Annotated in this window: 16 protein-coding genes; 10 read left to right on the forward strand and 6 right to left on the reverse strand. The window is 70.5% G+C overall.

Translation table 11 applies throughout. The annotated features are described in order from the left end of the window. Positions 1-105: 105 nt before the first annotated feature. The gene (locus JK363_RS32485; RefSeq protein ID WP_004952403.1) at positions 106-369 is read right to left on the reverse strand and encodes a WhiB family transcriptional regulator; all 264 of its coding nucleotides are present in this window, start codon (positions 367-369) and stop codon (positions 106-108) included. 574 nt (positions 370-943) lie between these two features. Here JK363_RS32485 and JK363_RS32490 point away from each other — a divergent pair. The 4 genes from JK363_RS32490 to JK363_RS32505 all read left to right on the forward strand — a co-directional run bounded on the left by JK363_RS32490 (position 944) and on the right by JK363_RS32505 (position 5,225). Further along, complete coding sequence (locus JK363_RS32490; protein WP_201880835.1) at positions 944-1,474, forward strand: cysteine dioxygenase; 531 nt, start codon at positions 944-946, stop codon at positions 1,472-1,474. Positions 1,475-1,547: 73 nt separating this feature from the next. After that, positions 1,548-2,507 carry a 2-phospho-L-lactate transferase gene (gene cofD, locus JK363_RS32495; RefSeq protein WP_201880837.1) on the forward strand — a complete coding sequence of 320 codons (960 nt, stop codon included), beginning with the start codon at positions 1,548-1,550 and terminating at the stop codon, positions 2,505-2,507. After that, positions 2,504-3,895, forward strand: coding sequence for a coenzyme F420-0:L-glutamate ligase (locus JK363_RS32500; RefSeq protein ID WP_236076278.1), 1,392 nt, complete (start codon positions 2,504-2,506; stop codon positions 3,893-3,895). Before cofD ends, JK363_RS32500 begins: the two co-directional genes overlap by 4 nt. Before the next feature lie 424 nt (positions 3,896-4,319). Further along, positions 4,320-5,225 (forward strand): DNA-3-methyladenine glycosylase family protein, encoded by a 906-nt coding sequence (locus tag JK363_RS32505; protein ID WP_201880839.1) that lies wholly within the window; start codon positions 4,320-4,322, stop codon positions 5,223-5,225. A gap of 258 nt (positions 5,226-5,483) precedes the next feature. Here the strand turns inward: JK363_RS32505 and manB are convergent, their stop codons facing one another. After that, positions 5,484-6,584 carry a mannose-1-phosphate guanylyltransferase gene (gene manB / locus JK363_RS32510; protein ID WP_201880841.1) on the reverse strand — a complete coding sequence of 367 codons (1,101 nt, stop codon included), beginning with the start codon at positions 6,582-6,584 and terminating at the stop codon, positions 5,484-5,486. Between the two features lie 69 nt (positions 6,585-6,653). Further along, complete coding sequence (locus JK363_RS32515) at positions 6,654-7,988, reverse strand: peptidoglycan recognition protein family protein (RefSeq protein WP_201880843.1); 1,335 nt, start codon at positions 7,986-7,988, stop codon at positions 6,654-6,656. A 128-nt stretch (positions 7,989-8,116) separates the two neighbouring features. On the opposite strand from JK363_RS32515, the gene JK363_RS32520 reads away from it, so the two are divergent. The 4 genes from JK363_RS32520 to JK363_RS32535 all read left to right on the forward strand — a co-directional run bounded on the left by JK363_RS32520 (position 8,117) and on the right by JK363_RS32535 (position 13,813). Then, on the forward strand, positions 8,117-8,866 hold the full coding sequence (locus JK363_RS32520; protein WP_201880844.1) for a TIGR03089 family protein: 750 nt from the start codon (positions 8,117-8,119) through the stop codon (positions 8,864-8,866). Between the two features lie 171 nt (positions 8,867-9,037). Further along, on the forward strand, positions 9,038-10,204 hold the full coding sequence (locus tag JK363_RS32525) for an LCP family protein (protein WP_201880845.1): 1,167 nt from the start codon (positions 9,038-9,040) through the stop codon (positions 10,202-10,204). A 228-nt stretch (positions 10,205-10,432) separates the two neighbouring features. Continuing rightward, the gene (locus JK363_RS32530; protein ID WP_201880846.1) at positions 10,433-12,115 is read left to right on the forward strand and encodes an LCP family protein; all 1,683 of its coding nucleotides are present in this window, start codon (positions 10,433-10,435) and stop codon (positions 12,113-12,115) included. A gap of 72 nt (positions 12,116-12,187) precedes the next feature. Beyond that, positions 12,188-13,813: an LCP family protein gene (locus JK363_RS32535; protein WP_201880847.1), complete on the forward strand. Its 1,626-nt coding sequence runs from the start codon at positions 12,188-12,190 to the stop codon at positions 13,811-13,813. Between the two features lie 142 nt (positions 13,814-13,955). Here the strand turns inward: JK363_RS32535 and JK363_RS32540 are convergent, their stop codons facing one another. Beyond that, positions 13,956-14,975, reverse strand: coding sequence for a glycosyltransferase family 2 protein (locus JK363_RS32540; protein WP_201880848.1), 1,020 nt, complete (start codon positions 14,973-14,975; stop codon positions 13,956-13,958). A 200-nt stretch (positions 14,976-15,175) separates the two neighbouring features. Here JK363_RS32540 and JK363_RS32545 point away from each other — a divergent pair, with 200 nt between their 5' ends. Next, positions 15,176-16,612, forward strand: coding sequence for an LCP family protein (locus JK363_RS32545; protein WP_201880849.1), 1,437 nt, complete (start codon positions 15,176-15,178; stop codon positions 16,610-16,612). Here the strand turns inward: JK363_RS32545 and JK363_RS32550 are convergent. Both JK363_RS32550 and JK363_RS32555 read right to left on the reverse strand, forming a co-directional pair. Then, positions 16,584-17,150 carry a hypothetical protein gene (locus JK363_RS32550; RefSeq protein WP_201880850.1) on the reverse strand — a complete coding sequence of 189 codons (567 nt, stop codon included), beginning with the start codon at positions 17,148-17,150 and terminating at the stop codon, positions 16,584-16,586. The two genes, JK363_RS32545 and JK363_RS32550, sit on opposite strands and share 29 nt — an antisense overlap. Before the next feature lie 76 nt (positions 17,151-17,226). After that, complete coding sequence (locus tag JK363_RS32555; protein ID WP_201880851.1) at positions 17,227-17,781, reverse strand: acyl-CoA thioesterase; 555 nt, start codon at positions 17,779-17,781, stop codon at positions 17,227-17,229. A gap of 96 nt (positions 17,782-17,877) precedes the next feature. On the opposite strand from JK363_RS32555, the gene JK363_RS32560 reads away from it, so the two are divergent. Then, positions 17,878-19,176, forward strand: coding sequence for an LCP family protein (locus tag JK363_RS32560; protein ID WP_201880853.1), 1,299 nt, complete (start codon positions 17,878-17,880; stop codon positions 19,174-19,176). Positions 19,177-19,228: the final 52 nt, after the last annotated feature.

Raw genomic sequence — 19,228 nt, forward strand, 5'->3', positions numbered from 1 at the left:
CCCCACACTAACGGCTGTGTACGCAGGCGGTCCGCCGCCCGTCGCCAAGGCGCGGGAGGCGGACCGTTCGTGGTGCGGCCGCTTCGTCCAAGCGGTGTGGATATGTCAGACAGCGGCCTTCTTCAGCCGGCGGCGCTCCCGTTCGGACAGGCCGCCCCAGATGCCGAAGCGCTCGTCATTGGCGAGGGCGTACTCGAGGCACTCGGAACGGACCTCGCACGCGAGACAGACCTTCTTGGCCTCACGCGTGGATCCGCCCTTTTCCGGGAAGAACGATTCGGGATCGGTCTGGGCGCACAGTGCGCGCTCCTGCCAACCGAGCTCCTCGTCCGCCTCTTCGACCAGCAGTTGCTGGAACAACTCGGTCATGTGCGCCCCTCGTCTGTTTTTGCGTCCCCGTGTCCGTTGCCGTCCGCGAAGCGGCAGAACGACACGAGTGAAATTACAAGTGCGCCGATCCAGGCCAGTCAAGCCGAGATCTGCTATTGGGCCTCTTATTCACTCTGCGGAACCAAGGTTGCGCAGAAAGTGTTCAAATCGGCCTAAACGAGACACTTCCCCGTTCGCCATCCGGGTTCCTCTCTCCTGACTCATCAGAGAGGACGTCCCGGACGCTGATCCCGTTGCGTGCCGCTGGTCGGTGTGCGCGACCTCTCCGCATGGTGTGCGCCACCTCTCCGCATAACGCGCGCACAAACCTTTCTGCCACCAGAGCTACCGAAAGAGGTGAAAGATTGGGCCGAACAGGAGATCAAGTTGACAGGACGGCACAGAACCCGCTGTCCTTGTCCTCATGTCAGTGACCCACGCGCCCCTCGCGACCCGTGCCCACGGGTTCCGCTGCGCTGTGCAGGCTCGCTGTCGCTGTTCCAGCTGTTGATGCCCCCGAGCTCCAGCTATCTCTGCGCCCTTCCCGCATCTTTCCCGCTGAGGAACTCCGCACATGAACAGCGACGTCCAGATCGCCGGTGACCCGCTCGCCATCCCGCATCTGCTGCCGCCCGTAGCCGCCCACCCCTCCACCGTCTCCGCCTTCGCCGGGCTCGCCCGCACCATCGCCGCCGACCGTGACGGCTGGGCGCCCCTCGTCCAGTACGACGCCACCAGCCGCTGGTACCACCGGCTGCGCACCGGCCCCGGCTATGAGGTCTGGCTGCTCAGCTGGGTGCCCGGCCAGGGCAGCGGCGCCCATGACCACGGCCGCTCCTCCGGTGTGCTCACCGTCCTCCAGGGCGAACTGACCGAACGCGTCGGCCACCACGGCACCCGGCACACCCTCACCGCCGGCGCCCAGCGAGTCTTCGCGCCCGGGTATGTCCACGACGTCGTCAACGACTCCCTCGAACCCGCCGTCAGCCTCCACATCTACTTCCCCGGGCTGACCGAGATGCCGCTGCACCCCACCCAGAACGCCGGCTCCGCCGCCGCACCCGCGCTCGACGGCGTCAACGCGCTGGACGTCCTCGGCGGCTGAGCCACCGCCCTCCCACCTCCCCGAACCGCCCCGAGCCTCCTCGGCGTTCCGGGCGACTGCCAGACTGTCCCTCATGCGCATTGTGGTTCTGGCAGGTGGCATCGGCGGCGCCCGTTTCCTCCGCGGTCTGATGTCCGCGGTCCCCGAGGCCGACATCACCGTCATCGGGAACACCGGTGACGACATCCACCTCTTCGGGCTCAAGGTCTGCCCCGACCTCGACACCGTGATGTACACGCTCGGCGGCGGCATCCACGAGGAGCAGGGGTGGGGCCGGGCCGACGAGTCCTTCGCGGTCAAGGAGGAGCTGGCGGCCTACGGTGTGGGACCCGAGTGGTTCGGCCTCGGCGACCGCGACTTCGCGACCCACATCGTCCGTACGCAGATGATGAGCGCGGGCTATCCGCTCAGCGCCGTCACGGAGGCGCTGTGCGCGCGGTGGCAGCCGGGGGTGCGGCTGCTGCCGATGACCGACGACCGCGTCGAGACCCACGTCCTCATCGACGACCCTGACGAAGGCCGCAAGGCCGTCCACTTCCAGGAGTACTGGGTGCGGCTGCGCGCCTCCGTACCCGCCCACGCCGTTGTCCCCGTCGGTGCCGACCAGGCCAAGCCCGCGCCCGGTGTCCTCGAGGCCATCGCCGAGGCCGACGTCGTCCTCTTCCCGCCGTCCAACCCCGTCGTCAGCATCGGCACCATCCTCGCCGTGCCCGGTGTACGCGAGGCCATCGCCGACGCCGGGGTGCCGGTCGTCGGCCTCTCCCCCATCGTCGGCGACGCGCCCGTGCGCGGCATGGCCGACAAGGTGCTCGCCGCCGTCGGCGTCGAGTCCACCGCCGCCGCCGTCGCCCAGCACTACGGCTCCGGGCTGCTCGATGGCTGGCTCGTCGACCTCGTCGACGCGGGCGCGGTCGACGAGGTCGAGGCCGCGGGGATCCGCTGCAAGGCCGTCCCGCTGATGATGACCGACGCCGAGGCCACGGCCCGGATGGCCGCGGAGGCGCTGGCGCTGGCCGAGGAGGTACGGGCATGAGCGCATCGCAACCGCCGGGCGGGGCCCTGCCCTTGTCCGGGTCCGTGTCCGGGTCCTGGTCCGATTCCTGGTCCGGGGCGCCGTCGTACCGGGTGTGGGCCCTCCCCGGACTCCCCGAGGTACGGCACGGCGACGACCTCGCCAAGCTCATCGCCGAGGCCGCGACCGCAGGGGGTCTGCCCGGTCTCGCCGACGGCGACGTCCTCGTCGTCACCTCGAAGATCGTCAGCAAGGCCGAGGGGCGGATGGTCGAGGCCACCGATCGCGAGGCGGCCATAGACGCCGAGACCGTGCGGGTCGTCGCCCGGCGCGGCGCCACCCGCATCGTCGAGACCCGGCACGGTCTGGTCATGGCCGCCGCCGGGGTCGATGCCTCCAACACCCCTGCCGGAACCGTGCTGTTGCTCCCCGAGGACCCCGACGCCTCCGCGCGCGCCCTCCGCGACGGACTGCGGGACGCGCTCGGCGTCGAGCTCGGCGTCCTCGTCACCGACACCTTCGGACGGCCCTGGCGCACCGGGGTCACCGACGTCGCCATCGGCGCCGCCGGGGTGCGCGTCCTGGACGATCTGCGGGGCGGCTTCGACGCCCACGGCAACGCGCTGAGCGCGACCATCGTCGCCACCGCCGACGAACTGGCCGCCGCCGGTGAGCTGGTCAAGGGCAAGGCGGACGGACTGCCGGTGGCTGTGGTGCGGGGGCTGCCGCACGTCGTCGCGGACCGGGCGGACCCCGGTGCGCGGGCGCTGGTGCGCGGCGCCGCTGACGACATGTTCCGGCTGGGCACCTCCGAGGCCGTACGGGAGGCCGTCACCCTGCGGCGTACGGTGCGCGAGTTCACCGACGAGCCGGTGGACGGCGCGGCCGTGCGCCGCGCCGTCGCCGCCGCCGTCACGGCGCCCGCGCCGCACCACACGACGCCGTGGCGGTTTGTGCTGCTGGAGTCGGAGGAATCGCGGATCCGGCTGCTCGACGCGATGCGGGACGCGTGGATCGCGGATCTGCGCGGCGACGGCTTCTCCGAGGAGAGCATCGCCAAGCGGGTACGGCGCGGGGATGTGCTGCGCAAGGCTCCGTACCTGGTGGTGCCGTGCCTGGTCGCGGACGGCGCACATACGTACCCGGACGCGCGGCGCAACGCGGCCGAGCGCGAGATGTTCGTTGTCGCTGCCGGGGCCGGGGTGCAGAACCTGCTGGTCGCGCTGGCGGGCGAGCGGCTGGGGTCGGCGTGGGTGTCGTCGACGATGTTCTGCCGCCCGGTGGTGCGGGAGGTGCTGGGCCTGCCGGAGGACTGGGACCCGATGGGCGCGGTCGCCGTCGGCCACGCGGCAGCCCCGCCGAAGGCGCGGCCGGAGCGGGACGCGGCGGGGTTCGTGGTCGTGCGGTAGGGGTTACTTCGGGGCGTGTGGCTCTCGGGGCGCGCGGTGATGGGGTGCGCGCGCCGCGGATGGGGGCGCGCGTTGTGCGGGGCGGGGGCGCGGGTGCGGGTGGTTGCGGGTGCGGGTGCGTCGTGGGTGCGGGGGCGCTGCGTGGCGGGTGCGGGTGCGGGGCCTCCGGGGTGGGGCCTGGACCGTCTATTTAGGCGCCGGTGCCCGGAGAAGTTGGGTGAACCCCAGATTGGCGCCACAAATACGCCCCTGACCTTCGGCATGGGGGACCCCGAGTGTCCAGGCCTCCACCCCTGCGACCCCGCCCCCTCCCGTCTCGTCGCCGACCACCCGCCCGACGGACGACCGAGCCCATCCCGCGCACGGGTGGCCCCTCAACGCCCGGCCGCCTTCGGCTGTCCGACGCGAGTCGTAGGGTGGCCACGTGTCTGTCAGCCGCACCTGGACCCCCTCGGGGCCCTACGACCTCGCGCGCAACCTGTGCGTACTCCAGCGGGGGCCGGGGGATCCGGCGTTCCGGGTCGGCGGGGACGGCGCGTTCTGGCGGGCGAGCCGGACGCCGGAGGGGCCCGGCACCATCCGCATCGCACGCCACGGCGGCGACATCGAGGCCCACGCCTGGGGACCGGGGGCACAGTGGCTGCTCGACGGACTTCCCTCACTGCTCGGCGCGGACGACGACCCGTCCGACTTCACCCCGTGCCACCGCCTCGTTCACGAGGCCCACCGCCGCAACCCCGGGCTGCGACTCATCCGCACCGGGTTGGTCCTCGAATCGCTGATCCCCTCGATCCTCGAGCAGAAGGTCACCAGCGACGAGGCGTACCGGGCCTGGCGGTTGCTGCTTCAGCGCCACGGCGAGCCCGCGCCGGGTCCGGCCGAGCGGATGCGGGTGATGCCCGATCCGCGCGCCTGGTCGCTGATCCCGTCCTGGGAGTGGCACAAGGCGGGCGTCGACTCCAAGCGTTCAGCGACGATCCTGCGGGCCGTCCGGGTCGCCAGGCGACTGGAGGATGCCGCGGCCATGGATCTCGCCGCCGCTTCCGCCCGCCTCCAACTGATACCGGGCATCGGGCCCTGGACCGCGGCCGAGACCCTTCAGCGCAGCAACGGCACACCGGACGCGGTCACCGTCGGGGACCTCCATCTGCCGCGCATCGTCGGCTACGCGCTCACCGGTCAGCGCGGTACGGACGACGCGGGGATGCTCGAACTGCTGGCCCCCTACGCGGGCCAGCGCCACCGGGCGGCCCGGTTGATCCTGCTGTCCGGGCGCACTCCACCGCGCCGCGCACCGCGCTTCGCGGTCAGGGACTTCCGCGCCATGTAGTCGGGGAAGTCGGCGACGAGACGGGAGGGGGCGGGGTCGCAGGGGTGGGGTCCTGGACGCTGTCGTGTATTTGTGGCGCCAACCTTGGGTTCACCGAACTTCTCAGGGCACCGGCGCCAAAAATATACGGTCCAGGGCCCTGCCCCGGAGGCCCCGCACCCGCACCCGACCACCCAGCACCCCCGCACCCACAACGCACCCGCACCCGCACCCGCACCCGCACCCGCGCGCAACCAGCGCCCCGCACCCACAACGGACCTACTGGTCGGAAGAGAACCGCACCGCCCCCGCCGGGATGTCCGCCCCGCACCACACCCGTACGCCGTCCCGCAGTTCATTGTCCGCGCCCACCAGCGCGCCATCGCCGATCACGGCGCCCTGCAAGACCGTGCGCGCCCCGATCCGGGCGCCCGCGCCGACGAGGGAGTCGCGCACCTGCGCGCCCTCTTCGACGATCGCGCCCTCCAGCACCGCGCTGCCCTCGATCCGCGCGCCCGCACCCACCCGGGCCTGGGGGCCGATCACCGTGCCTCCGGACAGCTTGGCGTCGACCGCCACCGACGCGCTCTCCAGGACCAGTCGGTCGCCGCAGCGCCCCGGCACGGCCGGGGAGGGGGCACGGCCCAGGACCAGGTCGGCCGAGCCGCGGACGAACGCCTGCGGGGTGCCGAGGTCGAGCCAGTACGTGGAGTCGACCATGCCCTGGAGGTGGGCACCCGCCTCCAGCAGCCCGGGGAAGGTCTCGCGTTCGACGGAGACCGGGCGGTCGGCAGGGATGGCGTCGATGACCGAGCGGTTGAAGACGTACGCGCCCGCGTTGATCTGGTCGGTGACGATCTCCTCGGGGGTCTGCGGCTTCTCCAGGAAGGCGGTGACCCGGCCGTCGGCGTCGGTCGGCACCAGCCCGTACGCACGCGGGTCGGTGACCCGGGTGAGGTGGAGTGAGACATCGGCGCCGGCGGTGCGGTGGGTGTCGACGAGGGCGCGGATGTCGAGCCCGGTGAGGATGTCGCCGTTGAAGATGAGCACCGGGTCGTCCGGGCCGGAGTGCAGCCGGGACGCGACGTTGCGGATGGCGCCACCCGTGCCGAGCGGCTCCTCCTCGGTGACGTACTCCAGATGCAGCCCGAGTGAGGACCCGTCACCGAAGTACGGCTCGAAGACCTCGGCGAGGTAGGACGTGGCGAGCACGATGTGCTCGACCCCGGCGGCACGGGCGCGGGCGAGTTGATGGGTGAGGAACGGCACACCGGCCGCCGGGACCATCGGTTTGGGGGTGTGCACCGTCATGGGTCGCAACCGGGTCCCCTTGCCGCCGACCAGGAGGATCGCTTCTGGCGTTGATGGCGCTGTGGTCACGTATCGTCTCTGCTTCCTACTGGGGCTCCGGGCCGGGCCAGTGTAGGCAGATCCGCGGACCGCGCCTGGTCAGCGCCCCTGGAGCCGGGCCGCTGTGCGGCGTACCGAGCCGAGCTTGTTGTAGAGAAGCTGCCCGGGGCAGTCCGTGGCGAAGCCGTCGCGGTGTCCGGAGATCACGTTGAGCCTCACACTGGTGCCCTCTGTGTACTTGTTCCCGCCAGCGGACACCAGGTGGACCACGGCCCTCGGATTCCTGTTGTAGAGGCCGAGTTTCCACGCGGTGAGCTCGGCGATCGACTTCACCGCATTCTTGGACGGCTGCTCGGCGTCGAAGGTTCCGAGAACGGCGACACCCATGCTCTTGGCGTTGAATCCGCGGGTGTGCGCGCCGATCACGGCCTTGGCCACCCCGCCGGATCGGCCCTCGTAGATGTTTCCGCACTTGTCGACGGTGAAGTTGTAGCCGTAGTCACGCCATCCCATGCTCTTGACGTGGTAGCGGTAGATACCGCGCAAAAGGGAGGGGACTTCCGAGCAGTTGTAGGCGTTGCCCGTCACGGTGTGGTGGAGGAAGGCGACTTTGACGGTCTTGCTGTAGGCGTGGTCCTTCTCACGGAGCGTCTCGTCGGCGCCCCATCCGGCGCGGGTGATGATGCGGGGCCTGGGGGAGGTGTGCGGTGCGGTGGTGGCGGGGAGCGAGGGGGACGCCGAGGGCGCGGGCGGTGTCGCGGGTGCCGCGGGCTTGAGGGGCTTGAGGGGCTTCGTCGGCTTCAGGGGGTTCACGGGCTTCACCGGTTTCACCGGTTTCACCGGCTTCCGCTTCGGCGAAGGAACCGGTCCCGTCGGAGGCGCGGCCATGGCACGGGGCGCCGCGGTGGGCGCGGTGCCCGCATCCCCCGAGTTCACCAGTTGCAGCCGCATCCCCACCGGCAGTGCCGTGCGCGCCGTTCGCATCGGGCCGGGACGGACCCGGGCCTGCACCCCGTCGGCGTCGCCGACCCACAGCGGTGCCGTGCCGCCGTGTGCGCGGGTGCCGCCGCTCTCCGGCGAGGTGGGGTCGGGGGCTTCGTCCCCGTACGGTGCGAGGTCCCGCCAGGCGGACCACAGACCGGTGCCGGTCGCGCGCGTACGGATCTGCACCTGGGCGCCGAGTTCCGCCTCGGCGTTGTCCCAGACGACACCGACCAGGGAGAACGGCCGTACGCCCTGCGCGGCCACCTCCTGGGCGCCGCCGGGCGCGACCGCGCTCCGCGCGAGTCCGCCACCGAGCGGGCGCAGGGGCAGCGACTGGGTGCTGCCCGGCTGGGTGCCACGGGGGTGGGCGGAGGCGGTGTGGAGGGTGAGCGGGAGGGCGAGGGCGGCGGTGCACACGAGGCCGACCGAGGATGCAAAAAATGCGCGCATGTGAAAAATCGTGGACATAGCGTGACAGAACTGTCCATTCGGGAGCTGGTCCGGCGCCCGGCCCGGGTGGTGGCCGAACCCTCGCGCACCCCGCTCGGGGCGAGGGGCGGCCGCGTACGCTTGCGCGGGTGAACGCCACCGATCGCACCCCTGCCGACCTGCTGCGATCCGCGCTCGCCGCGGACCCGGCCCGCCCGCTTGTGACCTTCTACGACGACGCGACGGGTGAACGCGTCGAACTCTCCGTGGCCACCTTCGCCAATTGGGTGGCGAAGACCGCCAATCTGCTCCAGGACGATCTGTCCGCCGCGCCGGGCGACCGGCTGGCGCTGCTGCTGCCCGCCCACTGGCAGACCGCGGTGTGGCTGCTGGCCTGCTCGTCGGTGGGTGTGGTCGCGGAGGTCGGGGGCGACCCGGCCACGGCCGATGTGGTCGTCAGCGGTCCGGACACCCTGGAGGAGGCGCGGGCGTGCTCCGGGGAGCGGATCGCGCTGGCACTGCGCCCGATGGGCGGCCGCTTTCCGCAGCCGCCACAGGGGTTCGCGGACTACGCGGTGGAGGTGCCGAGCCAAGGCGATCGCTTCACGCCGTACGCCCCGGTGGACCCGGACGCGCCCGCGCTCACCGTCGGCGGGCTGGAGCTGACGGCGGCCGAGCTGGTGGAGCGGGCGCGCGCGGACGCGGCCGGGCGGGGGCTCGGACCCGGTTCCCGGGTGCTGTCGGGGCTGGCGTACGACGGCTGGGAGGGGCTGTCGTACGGACTGTTCGCGCCGCTGGCCTCGGGCGGCTCGGTGGTGCTGTGCCGCCACCTGGACCAGCTCGACGAGCGGGCGCTGGCCGAGCGCCGGGAGAGCGAGCGCGTCACCGAGGGCGTGTAGTTGTGCTCCGGGCGGCCCTCGGGGACCGCCCGGACGTCTCCTGACCCGTCCGGCGGACTGCGGGCCGAGCCCACGGGCCGCGCCGCCCACCCCGCGCGATGATCGACGGATACGTACAACCATGTGCGGGGTTCGCATGTCTGTCCCAATAATTCGGGAACCCAGCACGCGATGCCAGTCCGCCCCGCGGGGGTGGACCACGGGTGGGAGGACGCGGACGTGACGACAGACAGCCCGGACACGGTGCCCAGAGGCGGGCGGCGATGGCTGCGTGTGCTCGCGCTGGGCGTGGCCGTGCTGGTGCTGTCGATCGCGGGGACGGGCTGGTGGTTCTACGAACGCCTCGACGGCAATATCCGCACCGACACCCGGACCGCGGACGAACTGCGGAAGTACGAGGCGGAGCGGCCGGTGTCGATGGTGCGGGACGCGCAGAACATCCTGCTGATCGGCTCGGACAACCGCGGTGGCAAGGGCAACCGCAAATACGGCCGGGACACCGGCACCCAGCGCTCGGACACCACGATCCTGCTGCATCTCCAGGCGAACGGCAGAAGCGCCACGGCCGTCTCGATCCCGCGCGATCTGATGGTGGACATCCCCGGCTGCGACCGGGCGAGCGGAAAGCGGATGGCGCCCCGGTTCGCCCAGTTCAACTGGGCATTCGAGTACGGCGGGGCGGCCTGCACGATCCGCACGGTGGAGAAGCTCACCGGGATCCGCGTGGACCACCATGTGATCGTGGACTTCACCGGCTTCAAGAAGCTGGTGAACGCGGTCGGGGGCGTGGAGGTCTGCCTGAAGGAGTCCGTCGACGACGCCGATGCGCATCTGCGGCTGTCCGCGGGGCGTCAGGTTCTCCACGGTGAGCAGGCACTCGGTTATGTACGCGCCCGGTACAGCATCGGTAACGGAAGCGACACCGAGCGTATCGCCCGCCAGCAGGAGTTCCTGGGCTCGCTTGTGAAGAAAGTGCAGAGCAATGGTGTACTGCTCAACCCGCGAAAGCTGTATCCCGTGCTCAACGCGGCCACCTCGTCACTGACCACGGATCCGGGGCTGGATTCGCTCAAGGACCTGTACGACCTGGTCCGGGGGGTCCGGAACATCCCCCGGGAGAAAATCCGTTTCCTCACGATTCCGCGCCAGCCCTATACGTACAACAAGAACCGTGATGAGCTCGTCCAGCCCGACGCCGATCGCTTGTTCCGGCAGTTGCGGCTCGACCAGCCGGTCTCCGTGACACGTTCCGTCACGTCCACGACGGAGGAAGATCCGAAGGCTGTGGACCGCAGCCCCTACCAGGGAACGACGGCGGCGCGTGACATCTGCGACTAACCGCACAAAGCATGGGGCACGGACTCGTGAAGGGCGGGGAAAGGATTGGGCAGAATGCCCAGTTGTAGGGAAGTGGAATTTGTCACCGGCGTCGCTTGGCGCTGAACTGGGCGGATAGTGTGAGCGATCCGGTGCGCTCTACGAGGTGGCCGCGCACTGCAAGGAAGACGGATGGGAGCGCCTTGAGGGGGAGGCGCCGCGTGGCACCAACGGAGGACACAGGCGACCGTGGACGCGCAAGGCGATGGGCGGGCGGACGAATTCGACCCCGCCGATCAGTGGGTGTTCGACCCGAACACCGGGAGCTACGAGCTGCGGCTGAACAACGCCGGGGCACCGGCTGATTCCGCCGGGACACCGCAGGCCCCCAGATCCGCGAGTCGGCGCCGTGCGCCCGAATCCGAGCAGCGGGGGCGCCGGCGGGCGGACAAGCGGGAAGAGGCCCCGTCGGGGCCGGCCAGCCGGCGCAAGCCGAAGCCGAAGAAGTCCAAGGGGAAGAAGATCCTCTTGTGGACCAGCGGCACGCTGGCCTTTCTGCTGGTCGGCGGGGCGGCGGCGGCGTACTTCGTCTATCAGCACCTCAACGGCAACATCAAGAAGGTCGATGTCGGCGAGAACAACGCCGCGGTCGCCGACGGCCCGATGAATATCCTGCTCATCGGCACCGACCGGCGTGACGGCAAGGGGAACAAGGGCTACGGCGACGCGGGCAGCGTCGGCCACGCCGACACCACGCTGCTGTTCCACGTCTCGGAGGACCGGTCGAACGCGACCGTGCTGAGCTTCCCGCGGGACATGATCACCGATATCCCGGACTGCAAGACGAAGCAGGACGACGGCTCGTTCAAGAACATCCCGGGCGAGAAGGAAGTGCGCTTCAACACCAGCCTGGGCCAGGAGGAACGGGACCCCGGCTGTACCTGGCAGACGGTGGAGAAGATCACCGGCCTGAACATCAACCACTTCATGATGGCCGACTTCAACGCGGTCAAGGAGTTGTCCACGGCGGTCGGCGGGGTGGATATCTGCCTCGGCAAGGACGTCAACGACCCCAAGTCCCATCTGAACCTGAAGAAGGGCCGGCACACGGTCCAGGGCGAGGAGGCCCTGGCGTTCGTCCGGACCCGGCACGCGGTGGGCTACGGCGGCGATCTGGACCGGATCAAGCTGCAACAGCAGTTCCTCAGTTCACTGATGCGCAAGATGAAGTCGAGCGGTTCGCTCACCGACCCGGGCAAGACCTGGAAGCTGGCCCAGTCGGCCACCAAGGCACTGACGGTGGACACCGGGATCGGAACGGTCAGCAAGCTGGCCGAGTTGGGCAAGAACCTGAGCAAGGTCGATCTGAAGAACATCACCTTCGCGACGGTCCCCGTGGTCGACAACACCGACGGCGCCACGGTGCTGCTGGACAAGACCAAGGCCGAGCCGCTGTTCCAGATGGTGCGGCAGGACGTCTCGCTGACCGAGGTCAAGAAGAAGCAGAAGGCGGCCAAGGACAAGCAGGCGGCCCGGCTCAAGGGCCCCAAGGCCGAGCCCGCCGACGTCCGGGTCAAGGTGCTCAACGGCAGCGGGAAGTTCGGCGCCGCGCAGGAGACCGTCGACTGGATGCAGAACACCGAGGGGATGCTCCGCACCAGCAACGGCGGAAACGCTCCGTCGGAGCTGAAGAAGACCACCCTGGAGTACGCGCCCAACCAGGCCGACCAGGCCCGGCGCCTGGCCGACAGCATGGGACTGCCCGCCTCCGCGATGAAGGAGGGCACCGAGGACGCCGAGCCGATGGCCGAGATGAAGCTGACGCTCGGGGGCGACTTCAAGGGCGCGGGTACACCGATCGCCGCCCCGGCGAAGGCGCCGAAGGACATCCAGCGGGTCGAGGCCGACGACAAGAACATCTGCGCCAAGTGACCGTCGCCGGCCGGCGGAGCAGGCTCGCCCCTCGGACCGGCCCACAACTGAAGCAGGAACCGGGGAGGCCCGATGCGGCAGAGCAACGTGCGGGGGGAGAGACAGCGGCACGCCGCTGTGCCCGAACCCCGCGATCCGGGTGGGGATGACAGCCCGCCGGAAGGGGAAGGCCCCGCGCCGGACGGCGCGGGGCACCGCCGGGGCGGCGAGCGCCGCCCCAAGCGCAGCCGGGGCGTGCGCATACTGCGCTGGACCGCGTTGACTCTCGCCGTGCTGGTGCTCGGCGCGGCCGGTGCCGGATATCTCTACTACCAGCACCTCAACGGCAATCTGCGGAAGGAGGAGCTGGACCTCGGCGACAGCAAGATCGGCAAGCCCGAGCCCAACGCCGCGGGCCAGACCCCTCTGAACATCCTCCTCATAGGCTCCGACAGCCGGAACAGCGCGGAGAACGTCAAGCTGGGCGGCGCCAAGCAGGACGCCGACCGCAAACCGCTGGCCGATGTGCAGATGCTGGTGCATGTCTCGGCCGACCGCAGCAACATGTCGGTGGTCAGCATCCCCCGTGACACCCGGGTGACCATCCCCCAGTGCACCGACCCCAAGACCGATGAGGTCTACCCGAAGACCGAGGCGGCCATCAACCAGTCGCTCCAGCACGGCGGTCCGGGTTGTACGGTCGCCGCCTGGAAGGAGCTGACCGGGGTCTACATCGATCACTTCATGATGATCGACTTCTCCGGGGTGGTGTCCATGGCGGACGCCGTCGGCGGCGTCCCGGTGTGTGTCCGGGACAACGTCTACTCCCACGACAGCAAGGGCCATGGCTCCGGTCTGCGGCTGACGAAGGGCACCCACAGCGTCAAGGGCGTCCAGGCCCTCCAGTGGCTGCGCACCCGCTACGGATTCGAGGACAACACCGACATCGGCCGCGCCAAGGCCCAGCACATGTATATGACCTCGATGATCCGGCAGCTGAAGGCGGGCACCAAGCTCAGCGATCCGGGCAAGCTGATGGACCTGGCGGAGGCCGCGACCAACGCGCTGACCGTCGACCGCGGCCTCGGCACCGTCAAGCACCTCTACGACCTGGGCAATGACCTCAAGCGGGTGCCGACCAAGCGGACCACCATGGTCACCATGCCCTGGGAGTACGGCGGCGGCGGTGAGTATGTGAAGCCCAAGCCGGGCGAGGCCGAGCAGACCTTCTCGCTGCTGCGCAATGACATCGCGATGGACGGCAAGGACAAGAAGAAGCCCGACCACACCCCGGCGCCCACCGCCCCCAAGGGCGAGCTCCCGGTGGTGGTGCAGAACGGCACGTCCAGCACGGTCCTGGGGCCGGTGTCCGGCCGGGCCGGTGTCATCACCTCCGAGCTGGCCCGGCTGGGCTACGCCAAGGCCACCGCGAGCACCGTTCTCACCTCGCAGGCCGACACCACCGTGCGGTACCCCGCCGAGGCCCAGCAGGGCGACGCGCTGGCCGTGGCCAAGGCGCTGAAGCTGCCGAAGTCCGCGGTGAAGTCGTCGAAGTCGGTGCAGGACGTGACGCTCGTGGTGGGCAACGACTGGCGCGAGGGCACCGTCTACCCCAAGCCGGCGAAGGAGGACGACGGCAAGACGCCCGAGAGCGCCGACGCCCTCAACGGCGAGGACAAGGGGGCGTGTATGAAGGTGAACCCGCAGTACACCTTCTGATCCCGCACGAACGACGAGGGGGCCGGACCCCGTGCTCGGGTCCGGCCCTCGTGGTGTACCGGTGCTCCGCCGCGTGGGCGCGGCCGGCCAGGACGCAGCCGCGGACGAACGACCGCACCTCGCGGCGCTTCCCGCGGAGCGCTCAGCTCTCGGCCATGACCGCCGGGCGGCGGCTGGCGATGACCTTCTTGGCGAGCGACCGCGGGCTGGTCAGAAAACCCCAGCCCCACGACATGTGCATGGTCGCCAGCGCGACCGGGATCCGCAGCCGGGCCGCAAGCGGCAGCCCCTTGCCCGCCGGGACCGAGCCCGCGGTGATGGCCGCCAGATAGCCGCCGGGGATCACCAGGCCCCACGGGGTGACGGCCGCGCCCACGACCAGGCCCGCCGCGATGGCGATCACGGCGGTCGGCGGGGCCAGATAGCGCAGATTGATCGAGCCCTGGTGGAAGCGGGCCACCACATGGCGCCAACGCCCGTAGTCCTTGTACTGCTTGGCCAGCGCCCGCACGCTGGGTCGCGGCCGGTAGGAGACCTTCAGCTCGGGCGAGAACCAGATCAGCCCGCCCGCCTCACGGATCCGGAAGTTCAGCTCCCAGTCCTGGGCGCGGATGAACTCCTCGTTGTAGCCGCCCTGTTGCTCCAGCGCCGCACGGCGGAAGACACCCAGATAGACGGTCTCGGCCGGGGCCGCTTCACCGCCGGTGTGGAACGCGGCGTTGCCGACCCCGACCTTGGAGGTCATGGCCGCGGCGACGGCGTGCTCCCAGTCGTTCTCGCCCTCGGCGTGCATGATGCCGCCGACGTTCTGCGCGCCGGTCTCCTCCAGGAGCCGCACGGCCGTCGCGATGTAGTCCGCGGACAGCATGCCGTGGCCGTCGACCCGGACCACCACCGGATGGCGGGACGCCTTGATCGCGGCGTTCAGCGCAGCGGGGGTACGGCCCGTGGGGTTGGGCACGGTGTGCACCCGGGGGTCCTCGGCGACCAGCTCGGCGGCGATCTCGTCGGTGCGGTCGGTGGACGGGCCGAGGGCGATCACCACCTCCATCTCACCGGCGTACTCCTGCTCCAGGATGTGCCGCACGGAGTTGCGCAGATGGCGTTCCTCATTGAGCACCGGCATGATCACGGAGACGGCCGGGAGCTGATGCGGGGGCATGGCACCTCGGGGTTTTTGGGGGTCGACCCCCGGAAGACTGCGGGTATCGGGCCCACGTTACCGCGTATGGGGGATACCGGAGCGCGCCGCCCGGGTGGCAGCGGGCGGCACCGGCGGCGTGGGGCCGCCAAGGCGCTCATCGTATGGGCCTACGGTGAGGCGTTTCCGCCCCGCCCGCCCGTCACGGAGGTCTTGCGCCAGTGAGAGCACCGGCCCGTATCCCCCGCCCGCCGCGCCCCCGCTCCGGCCACCGTCCCCGCTGGGGGCTGCGGATGGCCGCCGGGGCCTCCGGTCTGGTGCTGGCCGTCAGCGGTATCGGACATCTGCTGGTCCGGGAGCTGGAATCCGGGATCCACCGGGTCGATGTCTTCGACGACCTGGACAACCGGCCCAAGGGCGGTGGCGGGGGCGTCAACTTCCTGGTGGTGGGCACGGACGGCCGGGACCGGATCACCCGGCGGGAGAAGACGCTCTACCGGCTGGGCGGCGAGCCCTGCCACTGCACCGACACGATCATGCTCGTGCATCTGTCGGGCGACCGCCGCCGCGCCAGCGTGGTCAGTCTGCCCCGGGACTCCTATGCCGAGATCCCCGCGTACACCGACCCCGCCGGCAGACGGCACCCCATGCATCCGCGGAAGCTCAACGCCGCCTACGCCGAGGGTGGCCCCGGTCTGACGGTGCGCACCGTCGAGCATCTGACCGGCGTCCATGTCGACCACTACCTCGAGGTGGACTTCACCAGCTTCATGAAGACGGTGGACGTGGTGGGCGGGGTGAAGGTGTGTACGGCACGGCGGCTGACGGACGACCACACCGGTCTTGACCTGCCGGCCGGCAGCCATGTGCTGAACGGCGGCCAGGCGCTGCAATACGTCCGCTCCCGGCATATCGACGGCAGCTCCGACCTGGGCCGGATCCAGCGCCAGCAGCGGTTCATGGCGTCGGTGATCCACCAGACCACGGCCGGCGGCGTCCTCTTCAACCCGGTGAAGTTCAACAAGGTGGCCACCACTCTGCTGGGCTCGGTCCGGGCCGACCACGGTTTCGGGGCGGAGGACCTGGTGGAGCTGGGCCGGGCGATGCACGGGTTCACCCCGGCGTCGTCGGAGTTCGCCTCGGTGCCGGTGGAGCTGCCCGGCATCCCGGTCAAGGGGATGGGCTCCACCCTGCGCTGGGACGAGGAGAAGGCCGACCGGCTGTTCACGGCGATCCGCGAGGACCGGCCGCTGACCGTGCGCCACACCAGGAAGCCGAGCGGTGTCCCGGTCGATGTGGCTCCCGCCCGGATCAAGGTCCATGTGCTCAACGGCACCACCGAGTCGGGTCTTGCCCGGCGCGCGGACCGCGCGCTGCACGCCGCCGGCTTCGCGACCACCGGCTCCCCGGCCGATGCGGCGGCCTCGGGCGTCAAGCGCACGGTGATCACCTACGACCCGGTCTGGAGCCGTTCGGTGCGCTCGCTGGCAGCCGCGCTGCCCGGCGCCACGCTGCGGCCGGTCGCCAAGCACGGCGCGGTGATGCAGGTCACGGTGGGCAAGGACTACAGGGGCGTCCGCACGGTGCGGACCGAGGAGCCGCGTCCGGCCAAGAACGGCATCGAGGCCGTCACCGGCGACGAGGTCGCCTGCCCCTAGGCGGCTGGTGGGCCCCCACGACCCGGGCCTGCCGCCCCTGCCGTCCGCCGCGGTCCGCGGCCTGCGGCTCGGCGCTCCGGCCCTGGCCGCGGCCCGAGGAGAAGACCCCGACCAGTGCCGTGGCCAGCCCGATGAGCTGGGTGATCAGCCCGAGCCAGGTGGTTGTCAGAGCCGGGGAGTTTCCCGTCACCTCTTCCTCGGCGAGCTCCCGCCCGGCCGGCCGGTGCGGTCCGGGGGCCCCGGTCGGGCTCTCGCCGGGGGTCCCGCCAGGACCGGAGGTGACCGGCGAGGTCGGCGGGCTGGTGGGCGGCGACGGGGGCGAGGTGGGCGGGGAAGTGGTGGGCGGGGACGGTGAGGTGGTTCCGGTGTCGGTGACACCGGGCTTGGGTGTGACCGTCCGCACCGGTTTGACCGTCAGCACGGTCAGCCCGCCCGCGGAGAGCAGGGTGCCGGCGAACAGCAGCCCGACGGCGGTCAGCAGCACGGTGGCCTGGATCTGGAGGACGGCGAGGGTACCGGGTCGCGGAGGGCGCCACATGGGCCCCACTCTAGAAACGGAACGCGCGCGGCGAGTAACTCTCCGTTACGCCTGTCGGGGCACAACGTCCGCCCGGCTACAGCTCGTCGGCGGAGCGGCGGGCGCGCAGTTCCCGGATCGCACGGCGGCGGGCGAGGCGGTGGGTGCGCCGGATCTCGGCCTCCTGACAGCGCCGCTTGTCACGTTCGGTCTCGGGTATCACCGGGGGCACCGCCCGGGGCTTGCCGTCGGCGTCGACCGCGGCGAAGACCAGATAGGCGCTGCCGACCTGAGTGGCGGGGGTGGATTCGTTCCACCGCTCGGCCAGCACCCGCACCCCGACCTCCATGGAGGACCGCCCGGTCCAGTTGACCTGGGCCTTCACATGGACGAGGTCGCCGACCCGGACCGGCTCCAGAAAGGCCATCTCGTCCATCGACGCGGTGACCGCGGGGCCCTCGGAGTGGCGTCCGGCGACCGCCCCCGCCGCGTCGTCCACCAATTTCATGATCACGCCGCCGTGCACGGTGCCGAGAAGATTGGTGTCACTGTTGGTCATGATGTGCGACAGCGTGGTACGGGAGGCGGAGGTCGGCTTACCCGGAAGCTCCGCTTCCGCACCCTGGGCCTGAATGGTCATGCCGTCCACCATATGCGGAGCGGGATTCTTATCAGCTCTGCAACAGAGGTGCTCCGATACCGCACCCGGCCTGTATGGGCACCCACCCGACCAGGCACACTGCCTTGCATGAGCGATTGGCCCCAGGGATGGACCGGCGACCGCAACGACCGGTACGGACGTGGCAGCGGCAGCTCCGAAGCGGAAGGGGCCCGCGCGATGCCGCAGGTCAGGCGTCCGGCGCCGGGTGCGGGCGGCCCGCCGACGCAGGAGCCGCCGTTGCCGCCGAGCATGTCGCCGCGCGGCAGGGTGCCGCAGCAGCATCCGTCCCCGGGCTACGACGACTACGACGCGTACGACGACGGTTACAACACCGGGCAGGTCTACGGCGGCGGCAGGGGCGGACCGGGAGACGGCGCCCCCGGCCCGGCCCGGCCCAGGAACTGGAAGCGCCGGATAACCATCGGCCTGGTGACCTTTCTCGTCCTGCTGCTGGCCGTCGGTATCGGCACCTACTTCTGGGCCGACTCCAAGCTGCGCCGCGAGGTCGACCTGAGCAAGGTCGAGGACCGGCCCGAAGGCGGCAAGGGCACCAACTACCTGATCGTCGGTTCCGACAGCCGTGAGGGGCTGTCCGCCGAGCAGAAGAAGAAGCTGCACACCGGCTCCGCCGAGGGCCGCCGTACCGACTCCATGATCCTGCTCCACGTCGGTGACAACGGGAGCACCATGATCAGCCTCCCGCGTGACTCCTATGTCACCATCCCGGCCTTCACCGGTTCGAAGACCGGCAATCGGATCCCCCAGAGCCAGAACAAGCTGAACGCGTCGTACTCCTCCGAGGGCCCCTCGCTGCTGGTCCGGACGGTCGAGTACAACACCGGTCTGAAGATCGACCACTACGCGGAGATCGGCTTCGACGGCTTCGCCAAGCTGGTCGACGGGGTCGGCGGGGTGGAGATCGACATCCCGCAGGACATGAAGGAGAAGAACTCCGGGACCGACTTCAAGAAGGGCAAGCAGACGCTGGACGGCCAGCAGGCGCTCGCCTTCGTCCGGCAGCGCTACGGCCTGGCGGGCGGCGACCTGGACCGCACCAAGAACCAGCAGAAGTTCCTGTCGGCGCTCGCCAACAAGGCGGCCTCGCCGAGCACGCTGCTCAACCCCTTCACGCTCTACCCGACGATGGGCGCCGGTCTGGACAACCTGGTCGTCGACAAGGACATGAGCCTGTGGGACGTGAAGGACATGTTCTTCGCGATGAAGAGCGTCTCCGGCGGTGACGGCAAGCAGATGAACATGCCCATCTCCAACCCCGGCCTCTCCACTCCCAAGGGCAGCGCGGTGCAGTGGGACATGCCCAAGGTCAAGGAGCTGGTGAGCCAGCTGAAGAACGACGAGAAGGTCACCGTCTCCTCCGGCAACTGAGGAACATGACGAAGGCGGGGGCATCGCACACGCGATGCCCCCGCCTTTGTTG

Origin of the sequence: Streptomyces coffeae, assembly GCF_016741875.1 — a bacterium.
Classification (GTDB): Bacteria; Actinomycetota; Actinomycetes; order Streptomycetales; family Streptomycetaceae; genus Streptomyces; species Streptomyces coffeae.